Genomic DNA, 13,468 nt, shown 5'->3' on the forward strand with positions numbered 1-13,468 from the left:
TTATGCGTTTTACAATACAAATATAAACGCAATAAAATAGCATCCAAACTTTTTTGAAAAAAAAATAATTTTTCAGTTAAAAACACTAATCAACAAGCATTTAGTTTAAAAACGCATTCTTTTATTCAAAAAACAAAAACTCAAATACAAAACACAAAAACCGCATTAAAAATGCAAAAAACTACCAACATAAGTCCAAAAACCTTATTAAAAGCGCAAAATTGACTATAGTAAGGATTACAAAGCCTTAAAACCGCAAAATAAAAAGCAATTGTTATATTTGGATATTCTTATCATCTAACAAAATTCAACATGCGAAAAGAAGAAAGACATAAATTAATCATGAGAGAAATAAATCTACACAATAAGGTTTTATCTACTGATTTGAGCAGTTTATTAAATATTTCGGATGACACTGTAAGACGTGACCTTAAAGAACTTGCAGAAACAGGCATGCTGTTAAAGGTACATGGGGGGGCTGCGAGTAAGTCGTTTGTTTCGCCATTTAATGCTCAAAATGAAGTTTATGGTTTAAACGAGAAAAAGAAGATAGCAGAAAAAACATTAAAGCTTATCAGGAATGAAATGGTCATCCTCACCGAGGGCGGAACAACCATATTGGAATTAGCAAGGATGATCCCCGAAAATTTGCGGGTTACTTTTTTTACCATTAGCCCACAGGTATCCATTACTTTATCCGAACATAGCAACCTTGAAGTTATTACCATAGGCGGTAAATTGAATAAAAATGCAAATGTTCATGTTGGCGCCAGTGTAATTAATCAGTTGGTTGATATCAAAGTAGATCTTTGCCTATTAGGGGCAAATGCTTTCTCTTCTGAGGAAGGACTTACAGATATGGATTGGGATGTGGTTCAGGTAAAAAAGGCGATCATCAGATCTTCAAAAAAAACTGCAGTATTAAGTATTTCGGAAAAACTAAATAGTGCACAAAGAATAAGAATTTGTGGGCCAAACCAGATAAACTACTTGATTACGGAACTACCTAATGACAGCCCCTTATTAACCAACTACAGAAATGATAATTTAATACTACTATAAAGCCAGACTTCTAGATTGGAGAGCATATTCTACAATAGGCGACACATTTTAAGTTAACACCTAACAAACCACAAAATAGTTGATTATTACAGGTTTTCGTGGAGAATGCCGGATTTGCCACTGCCGTTTCTGGCCTAACTTCGAGGTTTTTCGAATTTGGCTGAGTAGGCATCTGATAATCTACTAAATAGATGATTATCAGATACGTTACAGGTATTTGTGGAGAATATCGGATTCGAACCGATCACCTCTTCACTGCCAGCGAAGCGCTCTAGCCAAATGAGCTAATCCCCCATGATTGGCAAATGTAAATATTTTACCGAATACCGCAACTAATTAAATAAAAAAAGGGAAGACTATCCAGCCCTCCCAAACACAATAACATAGTTAAGCTAGCGAATGACGTTACATTCTTCTTATTTAACTTAACCTAAATTACTCCAAAAATATTGTTCATTTGAGCCGATTGCAATACCTAGTTCTAGGTATTTTGCAATTAAGCCAGATATTTCGTGATCAGCTTTGCAGTTTTTTCCGAAGCTCCGGCTTCGCCCATCAATTGATGCAAATCCCCATAGTCATCCAGCATTTTGTTTCTGTCTTCTCCAACTACAATAGCTTTTAATTCTGATGTTATCTTTTCCGTGGAACAATCCTCTTGAATTAACTCCGTCACAATTTTTCTATCTACAATAAGATTAACCAAAGAGATGAAACGGATTTTAACTAAAAGCCTAGCTATTGCGATAGAAATAGTACCGCCCTTATAAACCACTACTTGTGGCACCTTAAAGAGAGCCGTTTCCAACGTTGCAGTACCAGAAGCTACGATTGCAGCCTGTGCATTATATAACAAATCGTAAGTTTGGTTAAAAACTAACGTTGCTTTTTTATCTCCAATAAACTGATGGTAATATTGGGCATCGAATGTTGGCGCAGCAGCAATAACAAACTCATGATCTTTAAAATCCTTCATTACGCTGAGCATTGCTGGCAATAATCTTTCTATCTCCTGTTTTCTGCTTCCAGGTAAAAGTGCAATAATTGGCTTTTCGGTCAATTGATGCTGTGCCTTAAATCCTTCATTAGGTTTAAACAAGGAAATCTCATCTAACAAAGGGTTACCCACGTAATCTACCTCCATTCCCCAGTCTTTATAAAAAACCACTTCAAAAGGCAAAATACAGAACATGTGGTCTACTATCCTTTTAATCTTGAGCACACGTTTTTGGTTCCATGCCCAAACTTTAGGGGAAATGTAATAACAAACTTTGATACCATTCGCTTTGGCAAATTCAGCAATTTTCAAATTAAACCCCGGAAAATCTATCAGTACCAACACATCTGGTTGATAAGCCAATAAATCCGCTTTGCAAGTTTTTAAGTTTCTGAGAATTGTTCGCAGATTAAGCAGTACTTCGGTGAACCCCATAAATGCCATATCCGCATAATGCTTCACCAACTCTCCGCCCTCTGTTTGCATTTTATCGCCACCAAAGTACCTGAATTCAGCATTGGTATCTTCAACTTTAAGCGCCTTCATCAAATTAGCGCCATGCAAATCGCCAGAGGCCTCTCCTGCTATTAAATAATATTTCATTTTTTCTTAAGGAATTAGGGGTCAGGTATCAGTAAACAGTTGGCAGTTTTCTGGTTTCAGTTAACCGATTAACCAGTTAAAACAGTTAACCCAGCTACACTTCTTGAGAAATTTTATAAAAAAAGAAAGCAAAGGCACACAAAAATGTAGCGCTCACAATTCCTCTTACAATATTTTCTTTATTGATTTTGTTAAAGTAGTTTACCCAAATCAAATTAACAGCAACGCAACCAATCAGCAATAAATCTGCTTTTTTAAAAACCAAAGTATAGTGCATCAAATACCAAGCAATTGTACCCAATACCAACGGACTGCCTAAGCCTATTCCTAAACCTATCAACACATGGTTTTTTATCGAAGTAAAGAGCTTAGCCATCTATCCTAAATTGGTGCCATCGGCACTTGCTGCTTTTTTAGGTTGGCTACCTTCACCATTAAAATCCCAAGTATTTAGAATTTGAATAGCATGGTGCGCTGTTAAATCAAATTGTACTGGCACTACCGAAGCGTAACCGTGGTCTAAAGCCCAAACATCGGTGTCTTCGCCTTTATCATAGTTTTCAAAAACTCCTGTCAACCAGTAATATGGTCTACGGTATGGGTCTTGACGCTCATCAAAATCCTCCGCCCATTTCGCATTCGCCTGTCTACAAATTTTAATCCCTTTAATTTGATCGCCCTTCGGAAAATTCACGTTCAACAAGGTTCCTTCTGGTAGTCCATTCGCTAAAACTTGTTCCGTAATTTGCTTGATGTATTTCTTGCAATTCGAAAAATCAGCATCTTGTGCAAAATCGTCCATAGAAAAGCCGATAGATGGAATTTTTTCAATCGCTCCCTCAACCGCAGCCGACATCGTTCCTGAGTAAATCACATTAATAGAATTGTTCAGTCCGTGGTTAATTCCCGAAACACATAAATCTGGCTTCTTACCTTTAAAAACTTTGTTCACTGCTAATTTCACACAATCAACAGGTGTTCCAGAGCATTTATACATTTCAATTGGCGGATACAAATCAACCTTATCAAAACGTAAAGGCTTTCCAATAGTAATGGCGTGTCCCATACCCGATTGCGGTCCATCTGGCGCAACAACCGTCACATTTCCAATTTCACTCATCACCTCAATCAGTGCTTTAATGCCTGTTGCGGTAATACCATCGTCGTTAACTACTAATATTGAAGGTTTTTTCATCTTGTTATTCATTGTTCTGTGTAATGAAACTATTTTGGTCTAAGCGATTTATAACCTAGGAGAAGCCACTACGGTTTCATATGGTCAAAAATACGAGATTTTATGCGAATAGCCCCAACTCCAATTTTTTATCTGCACAGCGTAATTATATTGCACATAAAAAGTAATTTATCTAAGTTTGGATGATAACTTATTTCAACATGAAAATAAAACTAGTACTATTTGCCTGCCTGCTTTTTGTAGGTTCAAATCTAGTAGCTCAAACTGGTACCTACCAGTGGAAAACAGCTACTTCGGGCGGTTACACTTACAAATATGTAACTAACGACCCTTCTAAAACACGTTTCTACACTTTAAAAAATGGCTTAACGGTAATTTTATCGCCAAACTACAAAGAACCAAAAATCGAATACCGCATGAGCGTTAGAGCGGGCAGTAATACCGACCCTAAAAACGCAACAGGTTTAGCTCACTATTTAGAGCACCTTTTATTTAAGGGAACAGACAAATTCGGTACTGCAGATTGGGCAAAAGAAAAGCCATTATTGGCTAAAATTGATGCCCTTTACGAAAAGTACAACAAAACTACCGACCCAGCACAACGTAAAGAAATCTACAAAGAAATCGATAAGGTTTCTGGCGAAGCATCTAACTTTTCTATCGCTAACGAATACGATAAAATGATGCAAGGCATTGGCGGCAACTCTACCAACGCCCATACTTGGTACGAAGAAACGGTTTATAACGAGGATTTCCCTTCAAACGCAACCGATAAATTCTTAGCTATCCAAGCTGAGCGTTTCCGTAATCCTATCTTCCGTATTTTCCATACAGAGTTAGAAGCAGTTTACGAAGAGAAAAACAGAGGTTTAGATAACGACAGCTGGAAATTGGACGAAGAGATGATGGCTAAATTGTTCCCTACACACAACTACGGACAACAAACTACCATTGGTACCATCGAGCATTTAAAAAACCCTTCTTTAGTTGAAATTAGAAACTACTACAATAAATACTACGTACCAAACAACATGGCTTTGATTTTAGCTGGAGATTTAAATCCAGATGAAATGATCAAGAAAGTAGACAAAGCTTTTGGTTACATGGTATCAAAACCTTTGGCACTTTACAATCCAGCACCTGAAAAAGCATTAACCCAAGTACAAAAAGTTGATGTATACGGACCAAGTGCAGAAGTATTAGAAATTTACTATCGTGGTTTTGCAGAGAACAGCAAAGAAAGTTTAATGCTTTCACTGATCAAGAGCATTTTAACCAATGGTAAAGCAGGTTTGTTTGATATTAATTTGAATAAGGCTCAAAAAGTATTGAGAGCTAATGCCACTTATCAGCAAATGAAAGATTACGGTGTTTTCAACTTATCGGCACAGCCAAAACAAGGTCAGAGTTTAGATGAAGTTGCCAAACTTTTGTTAGAGCAAATTCAAGCGTTAAAAGACGGAAAATTTGATGATGAACTGTTAAAAGCAATTGTAGCAAACCAAAAATTAAGCTTTCTACAAGCTTTCGATAGCAACGGAAACAGAGCCGAGATTTTCTCTAACCAGTTTATTTTACACCGTGGAACCAAATGGAATATCAGTTTAGCCGACATTAGCGAAACTGCAAAAATCACCAAAGCACAAGTCGTTGCTTTCGCCAAAACTTACTTTAAAGATAATTACGTAATTGGCTACAAGCACAAAGGTGAAGATAAAAACACCATCAAAGTTGAAAAACCAACGATCACTCCTATTAATGCTAACGCTGGATTAACTTCTCCGTTTGTTAAGGATGTTTTAGAAGCACCTGTAAAACCAATTGCACCTAAGTTTTTAGATTACCAAAAAGACATTACTTTTGGTAAATCTGGCATTGCAGAAGTATTAAGCATCAAAAACACGGACAACTCAATCTTTAGAATGAGCTACCGTTTCAACATTGGGTCAAATAACTACAAATTATTGCAATACGCAGCTTCATACCTGCCGTTTTTAAGTACCGATAAATATACTGCCGAAGAGTTAAGCAAGCAATTCTATAACATCGCTTGTACTTATAGCTTAAACGTAGGTACAGAAACTACTACCATTAACATTAGTGGTTTGCAAGAAAACTTTGATAAAGCAGTGGCCTTAGTTGAACATATTTTCGGTAACGTAAAAGTGAACGAAAAAGCACTTGGAGAATTAAAGAACACCATTTTTAAATCTAGAGAAAATGCTAAGTTAAATAAGAGTGCCATTATGAACGGCTTAACTTCTTACGCACAATACGGCAAGTTAAATCCTTTTAACAATGTTCTAAGCAATGATGAGGTGAAGAACATTAAAGCAGAAGATTTAATCTACACGCTTAAGAACTTAAACAACTACGAGCATGTAGTGACATACTACGGCCCTCAAGATTTAGCTGCATTTACAGCGAACATTCAAAAAGCACACGCTTTACCGAAAGAATTTACGCCAGCTGCCCCAGCCAAAGTATATTCTTACACTGTACAAGATTCAAACAAAGTTTACTTTGCCAACTATGATATGGTACAGTCGGAAATCCGTTGGTTAAGAAATACAGGCTTGTACAACAAAGCAGATGGCGCAACTATTGAGGTATTTAACAACTACTTCGGTGGCGGTATGGGTTCTGTGGTTTTCCAAACTATCAGAGAATCTAAAGCTCTAGCTTATTCCACTTTTGCAACTTATGCATCGCCAGATAGAGCTGATAAACAATACAGTATGGTAGCTTATGTAGGTAGCCAAGCAGATAAAATGAATGATGCCGTAGCTGGTATGAACGAGCTTTTGAATGTATTGCCTAAAAGCGAGAAAACATTTGAAGGTGCTAAAACCAATTTATTGAGCAATTACGAATCGGATAGAGTATTGAAAGATGCTATTTTCGGTTACTATTTTGCTGATAAAAAACTAGGTTATACTTACGATTCGAGAACAGATAGGTACAAAGAAATTAAACCTATCACTTTCGACAACATCAATACTTTCCACCAACAAAAAATAGCTAACAAGCCATACACTTATCTAATTGTTGCTTCTGACAAAAAAGTAAAACAAGAAGACATGGCTAAATTTGGTACCGTTAAAACCCTTACTTTAGAAGAGATTTTCGGTTACTAAGCACTGTTAAAAATATGAATACAAAAGTCCCGACAAAATCGGGACTTTTTTTGTTTAATCGACTTCGGAATTCTTCAAAGTATATCGTTCCTCCCGCCGTTCGACAGTTGTTTTGCTTCTCGCTGTTCGACATTTGTAATGTCGAACTCCCTATCTCCGGATTTGCAATCCGGCTCTTCTATAACATCACCTAAAATCCCCCCAAAAAATTAGGCCGGATATTCAAACCCAGCCTGCTATACTCCGCTGTTCGACATCTGTAATGTCGAACTCCTTATCCCCAGATTTGCAATCCGGCTCTTCTATAACATCACCTAAAGTTTCCCAAAAAAACAGGCTGGATATTCAAACCCAGCCTTCTATACAATTATTCAGAATTGATGCATCAGAAATGTCTGACAACTAACCCCTGATTCCTGACAACTAACTAAAAAGAAATCTCTTTTCCAAAAAGCTTGTTGTACTTGCGTTTATCGAACTTATAAAGCGTTGCAGCCCTGAAAGACACACCACGCTGTTTTTCTTCCAATTCTTTTAGTACCTTAAAGCTTAAAATCTTCTTCCTGAAATTACGTTTATCTAGTTTTTTACCTAAAATCAATTCATAAACACTTTGTACTTGAGTCAATGTAAATTTTTCTGGCAACAGCTCAAAAGCCAAAGGCAGGTGTTTAATTCTGCGTTTAATTTTTTCTAAGCCTTTATTTAAAATATGCTGGTGGTCAAACCCTAATTTGGGCAAATTGGCTACGTTTACCCATTGCGCTTTTTTAGCATAACTGGTTAAAGGCTTCAACGGCTTATCGCCACCTAAACGCAACATTGCATAATAGGCTACAGAGATTACCCTACCTTGCGGATGTCGATCCACATCACCGAAAGCATAATATTGCTCCATGTAGATATCGCTTAATCCTGTAAGTTCTTTCAAGATACGTTGTGCCGATTGATCAACACTCTCATCTTTACCCACCAAGTTGCCGGGCAAAGCCCACCAATCTTTAAAGGGTTCTTCATTTCTCTCAATGAGCAAGATTTTCAACTCTGCACCATCAAAACCGAAAAGCACACAATCTATAGAGACTGCAAAATCGAAAGCGGGGGTATTTTCTGTCAAAACTGTGGTTTTAAAAGTTTAAAATTTGAAACAAAATAAAGACACTTATTTCGTTAATTCATAAATTTTTTGAAAAAAAATTACTTAGTGTAAAAAATACACGTTATATTCGTATAATCAGAATGAAACCAAATATCAAGAACATAGCAGTATTGACCTCAGGAGGCGATGCACCAGGCATGAATGCCTGCATTAGAGCTGTTGTGCGCACTGGAATCTATCATGGAAGAAACATGTTCGGTGTGGTACAAGGCTACCAAGGTTTAATCAACAACAACATTATTCCAATGAATGCCCGCTCTGTAAGTAATATTTTACATATGGGCGGAACCATCCTTAAAACAGCCAGATGTCTGGAGTTTAAAGAGGATGCTGGAATGGAAATCGCTTTTAAACATTTACAGGAAAAAGAGATTGACGGTTTAGTAGTAATTGGAGGTGACGGCACCTTTACCGGAGCAAAAAGATTCGGCGAAAAGTTCGGCATCAACGTGATCGGTGTACCCGGTACAATCGATAACGACCTTTACGGATCCGACTTTACTTTAGGTTATGATACAGCCATCAATACCGTAATAGAAGCCATAGACAAGATTAGAGACACAGCCGATTCACACGATAGGTTGTTCTTTATCGAAGTAATGGGCCGCGACTCGGGCTGTATTGCCTTACGTAGCGCCATTGCTAGCGGTGCCGAAGCAGTACTTTTACCTGAAAGAGAAACTTCTCTAAAAGAATTGATTACGAAACTAAAATCTGGTGCTTCTACCAAGAAATCTTCCAGTATTGTCATCGTTTCTGAAGGTAATAAATATGGTGGTGCTTACGATATTGCCAAAGCAGTTAAACGTAAATTCACCCATTACGACACCAAAGTAACCATCTTAGGTCACTTACAACGTGGTGGTAGCCCTAGTGGTTTCGATAGGATTTTAGGCAGTCGTTTAGGATTTGCAGCAACCAATGCCCTTATTAATGGCGAATCCATGAAAATGGTAGGCTTAAAGGGAAATGAAATAGGCCTAACGTCATTAAGCGAAGCACTAAGCGGATTAAGCAATTATAAGCTGGAAGACGATTTACTGGAGATGACACACGTTTTATCTATATAAAAAAAAGGCGAAGATGATTGCAGTATTATATAGCGGTTCAAAGAATGCTTGCTGGAAAATTTGGCAAGACGGCACTACAATGATAGAAACGCATACAGCGAGCGTAAACCCATGTTTCAATGATGCCAAGCAGATACGTCAGGTATTAGGTAAAAACATTACATTGATACACAATGCGGAAAACATCAAGAAAATTTATGTTTTCGCCGCAGGTGCCTCTGCTAAAGACAAGCAAGATGAACTTGCCAACACACTCGAAGCGTTTTTTGTGAACAGCAAAATAAAGGTAAGAGATGATGTTTACGGTGCTGCAATTGCCGCTTGCCATGATAAAACAGGTATTGTAGGCATTTTAGGAAGCGGTGCAAACTGTGCGTACTACAATGGCAAGAAACCAGAAGCTAACAATTATGGCTTAGGCTATATCTTAGCAGATGAAGGTTCTGCCAATTACTTCGGTAAAATACTACTGAAGAATTTCTTGGAAGAAAAAATCCCAGCAGATTTAAAAGCCAAGATGGATAACCAGTATCATTTAGACCGTCCTACTATTTTAGAACGTGTTTACAGAAAACCACAGGTACAAACTTACCTTGCTTCGTTTCTAGATTTCTATATAGAAAACAGAGACCACAAATTTATACAGCAATTGGTAGCTCAAGGTTTCGACAAATATTTCAATACCTACATCCTCCCTACTTTAGAAAAACATCCTGGCGAAGAAATTCACTTTGTTGGTTCGGTAGCCGGTGCTTTTCAAGATCAGCTAAGAGAAGCGGCCAAGAAGTATGAAGTACAAATCATGTCGATCACCAAAGAGCCAATACATAACATATTGAATTATTACAAAAATTAAAAAACAACCGAGCTTGCGAGCTCATGATTACAAATAAGAATAATAGATTACACAATCATAAATAATAAAAAGATGAAACCGTCCACTTCGGACAGCTTCATTACCATTAACACAAAAATAAATAAGAACATGAAAATAGGAATTAACGGGTTTGGCCGTATTGGCCGTTTAGCCTTTAGAGCCGCTGTAAAACGCAATGATATCGAAGTTGTTGGTATCAACGACTTAGTAGAGCCAGATTATATGGCTTATATGTTGAAATACGATTCTACACACGGTCAGTTTGACGGTACTGTAGAAGTGAAAGATGGCAACTTGGTTGTTAACGGAAAAACGATCCGTGTTACTGCAGAAAAAGACCCAGCAAACTTAAAATGGGATGCTGTAGGTGCTGAAGTAATCATCGAGTCTACAGGTTTATTCTTAACGCAAGAAACAGCTCAAAAACACATCGATGCTGGTGCTAAGAAAGTAATCATGTCTGCTCCTGCAAAAGACGATACCCCTACTTTCGTAATGGGTGTTAACCACAAAGAATTAAAAGCAGATCAAAACATCGTTTCTAACGCTTCATGTACTACTAACTGTTTAGCACCAATTGCTAAGGTATTACACGATAAATATGGCATCTTAGAAGGTTTAATGACTACAGTACACGCAGTAACTGCTACTCAAAAAACAGTTGATGGTCCTTCGGCTAAAGACTGGAGAGGTGGCCGTGGTGGCTTCTCTAATATCATCCCTTCTTCTACTGGTGCAGCTAAAGCGGTAGGTTTAGTATTACCTTCTTTAAAAGGTAAATTAACTGGTATGTCATTCCGTGTTCCTGTGGCTGACGTTTCTGTAGTAGATTTAGTTGTTCGCTTAGAAAAAGGTGCTTCTTACGAAGATATCAAAGCTGCAATGAAAGAAGCTTCGGAAGGTGAATTGAAAGGCGTTCTTGGTTATACTGAAGACGAAGTTGTTTCTTCAGATTTCTTAGGTGATGCTCGTACTTCAATCTTTGATGCTAAAGCTGGTATCTCATTGAGCGATAACTTCGTGAAAGTTGTTTCTTGGTACGATAACGAGTGGGGTTATTCAAACAAAATCATCGATTTAGCTCAAGAAGTAGCTAAACACATTTAAGCTTATCCCAACCAAAAATAGAAGGCAGTACTGAGAAGTACTGCTTTTTTTATGCACTTAAGTTACATTAACCACAAAAGACACCAAGCGCACAAAGGATTTTTAATTATTAGCATGAGTTCGATTACAAAAGTTGCTAAAAGAGCCTTACGAGCGGATGCTGAAATAAGCACCGAAATATCCGTAGTAAAAACTTAAGTTATGCAACGCTAATCAAGAGAACAGCATGAGCTAAGAACCGTGAGCTGGAAATACCTCTTTCTTGCGCTATCGGGATATTGGCAGCTTTATTCAAGAAAAGATGCATTTTATACGGACTTTACATCGGCAGCCTTGAACTTTATACCTATAATTTATTGTTTTTACAGGTCGTCATGCTTTCGCTAGCGCTCAGGTTGCTACTTCTTGTTCAAGCCAGAGTAATAGAGATAATGTTAATAAAAGTTAAATTCACAATTATTTAACAAAATTGGTTTACAACTTTACAATCTGTTTAGTAGTTTTGCGTTAATATGATAGTTTTTGCGGAGCAAAGCTGAAGAAATGACAAAATTTTACACGATACAATGCGAATTTTGCATGTAGACGCAACATATAGTCATAGAATTGTCATAACAGGATACAAAATAAAATTTTCTTAGTGTATTATTTACACTAAGAAAAATAATACTTACATTTGTAGTGTTGATTAAGTTCAACCACTGAAAAAGATAAAAGTCCCATTAGGGAATAAAGAGCAACCCGTTCATACAGGTTTATATTTGGTTAGAAAGAGAGATATGCGTGGATGCGATATCTCTTTTCTTTTTTATAGCCTTTTTTACACTCTTTTAGCTCTCTTAAAGCTACACACCACTATTTCTCGCTAAAAGGTTAATTCCTTCAACGTCATATCATTAACCTGTTTATTATTTATTTTCTCGAATTCGTTATTCGAATGATTAAGCAAAACTTGATTTACTTGCTTAGAAGTTGTGATTTGGGGACGCTCTTGCGCTTTAAAATGTGGTTTGTAGCTTTTTACACCTCGGCGAGGATAAAGAATTCTTTTTGTTCCATATTATTCTTATTTCCATCACCTTAATATACTTAAGTAACTATCCACAAACAATAAAAACAACACACTTAGTAACAATACCGTCAACACTTTATTCAATCCAACTGATAGCACTGCATCCTTACTTCTTACAAACATTATAAGCACGACCACAAAGTGAATGATTAGGCAAAGCATAGTTAAGGCAACGAATAAGATGTCAGCACCACCTTGCCTATTGAGAAGAAATAGGTTTGCAAACATAAAGTAGGCGGTAAAGATTAACACCTGCTTACCTACTACTGTTATGTATTTCTTCATATTAGCGTCTACTCTTAGTTCTTCGCCAGTAAACAACACTTCCGCCAATAGCAGTAAGTCCTATGACAAGCCCATAGAATAGCAACCTGTTTGATTCATCTCTTACCACTTTTGCCTTACTGAAGGATTTAACCTCTTTTAAATACAAACGTCTGGACTCTTTAATTTTAAAATCTAAATCGGGATGTGAACACCCATATCGCTTAGCCTGTTTGTATACTTCAGAAGCAGCCTTGTTCCGATGGAGCAACATGGAAACACTGCCTAGATCAAATAGTAGCTGGGCTACCATCCTATCCTTAGGCTTAACGAATGACATACGTTCGTTCAATTGATAATAAAGCGAGTAGTGCAAGGTCTCCAACTCCTTTTTATTCATTTTAGATATAGGGAGCTTACCATTCCCAAAGTCAAGTCCTAACAAACTATGAGTTGTATATTGCTCGTCCCCTTTAATCTTCGCTTCAAGGATTTTAACATGTATCCATTCAGATTGATGATGCGACTCAGGGTCTATTTCAATCGACTTCTTTATCCATTCAAGAGCCTTTATGTTCTGACCGATCAATTCGTAAACAGTACCTAAATTAGAAGCTGTGGAGTAGCGATTAGGCTTCATAACTTCAATTTCAAGATAGAGTGTAATCGCTTGCTGATACCTACCAAGTGCTATCAACAGAAGTCCTTTATCAGACAGATAGCCTATATCCTTTGTAGCTTTATATAGACTATCCATGTCATGCAGCATCGACAAAAGGCTTTCACGCTCAGGAAACACATGACCTTCGGGAACCTCATAATCCCTGTCTGCATACCAAGTTGTTCCATTTGTCAACTCAAAGTGTTCACCGTTTAGACATGCATTAACCTTAGGCATGAAAGTACATAATAGAATTAGTACAAA

The 13,468-nt window shown here is 37.3% G+C and carries 11 protein-coding genes and 1 tRNA gene; 5 read left to right on the forward strand and 7 right to left on the reverse strand.

Translation table 11 applies throughout. The annotated features are described in order from the left end of the window. Positions 1-312: 312 nt before the first annotated feature. Positions 313-1,062, forward strand: a complete 750-nt coding sequence (locus CRO54_RS10075; RefSeq protein ID WP_097131561.1) for a DeoR/GlpR family DNA-binding transcription regulator — start codon at positions 313-315, stop codon at positions 1,060-1,062. 220 nt (positions 1,063-1,282) lie between these two features. On the opposite strand, the gene CRO54_RS10080 is transcribed toward CRO54_RS10075, so the two are convergent. The 4 genes from CRO54_RS10080 to surE form a co-directional block, all read right to left on the reverse strand. Then, positions 1,283-1,356, reverse strand: a tRNA-Ala gene (locus CRO54_RS10080). Positions 1,357-1,558: 202 nt separating this feature from the next. Continuing rightward, positions 1,559-2,662, reverse strand: a complete 1,104-nt coding sequence (lpxB, locus tag CRO54_RS10085; RefSeq protein ID WP_097131563.1) for a lipid-A-disaccharide synthase — start codon at positions 2,660-2,662, stop codon at positions 1,559-1,561. A 94-nt stretch (positions 2,663-2,756) separates the two neighbouring features. Beyond that, positions 2,757-3,038: a stationary phase survival protein SurE gene (locus tag CRO54_RS10090; RefSeq protein ID WP_097131565.1), complete on the reverse strand. Its 282-nt coding sequence runs from the start codon at positions 3,036-3,038 to the stop codon at positions 2,757-2,759. Further along, positions 3,039-3,857 carry a 5'/3'-nucleotidase SurE gene (gene surE / locus CRO54_RS10095; protein WP_097132331.1) on the reverse strand — a complete coding sequence of 273 codons (819 nt, stop codon included), beginning with the start codon at positions 3,855-3,857 and terminating at the stop codon, positions 3,039-3,041. It abuts the gene before it with no gap. 200 nt (positions 3,858-4,057) lie between these two features. On the opposite strand from surE, the gene CRO54_RS10100 reads away from it, so the two are divergent. Next, a complete protein-coding gene (locus CRO54_RS10100; protein ID WP_097132332.1) occupies positions 4,058-6,994 on the forward strand; it encodes a M16 family metallopeptidase in 2,937 nt (978 codons plus the stop codon). Between the two features lie 427 nt (positions 6,995-7,421). On the opposite strand, the gene CRO54_RS10105 is transcribed toward CRO54_RS10100, so the two are convergent. Continuing rightward, a complete protein-coding gene (locus tag CRO54_RS10105) occupies positions 7,422-8,111 on the reverse strand; it encodes an NUDIX hydrolase (protein ID WP_097131567.1) in 690 nt (229 codons plus the stop codon). 122 nt (positions 8,112-8,233) lie between these two features. On the opposite strand from CRO54_RS10105, the gene pfkA reads away from it, so the two are divergent. From pfkA to gap, 3 genes are all read left to right on the forward strand, one after another. Further along, positions 8,234-9,223: a 6-phosphofructokinase gene (gene pfkA / locus CRO54_RS10110; RefSeq protein ID WP_097131569.1), complete on the forward strand. Its 990-nt coding sequence runs from the start codon at positions 8,234-8,236 to the stop codon at positions 9,221-9,223. A gap of 13 nt (positions 9,224-9,236) precedes the next feature. Continuing rightward, complete coding sequence (locus CRO54_RS10115; RefSeq protein WP_097131571.1) at positions 9,237-10,079, forward strand: hypothetical protein; 843 nt, start codon at positions 9,237-9,239, stop codon at positions 10,077-10,079. A 129-nt stretch (positions 10,080-10,208) separates the two neighbouring features. Then, on the forward strand, positions 10,209-11,207 hold the full coding sequence (gap, locus tag CRO54_RS10120; RefSeq protein WP_097131573.1) for a type I glyceraldehyde-3-phosphate dehydrogenase: 999 nt from the start codon (positions 10,209-10,211) through the stop codon (positions 11,205-11,207). A gap of 1,075 nt (positions 11,208-12,282) precedes the next feature. Here gap and CRO54_RS10125 read toward each other — a convergent pair. Continuing rightward, on the reverse strand, positions 12,283-12,564 hold the full coding sequence (locus tag CRO54_RS10125; RefSeq protein ID WP_097131575.1) for a hypothetical protein: 282 nt from the start codon (positions 12,562-12,564) through the stop codon (positions 12,283-12,285). A gap of 1 nt (position 12,565) precedes the next feature. Beyond that, positions 12,566-13,441 carry a tetratricopeptide repeat protein gene (locus tag CRO54_RS10130; RefSeq protein WP_097131577.1) on the reverse strand — a complete coding sequence of 292 codons (876 nt, stop codon included), beginning with the start codon at positions 13,439-13,441 and terminating at the stop codon, positions 12,566-12,568. Positions 13,442-13,468: the final 27 nt, after the last annotated feature.

Origin of the sequence: Pedobacter xixiisoli (assembly GCF_900215335.1) — a bacterium.
Lineage (GTDB): Bacteria > Bacteroidota > Bacteroidia > Sphingobacteriales > Sphingobacteriaceae > Pedobacter > Pedobacter xixiisoli.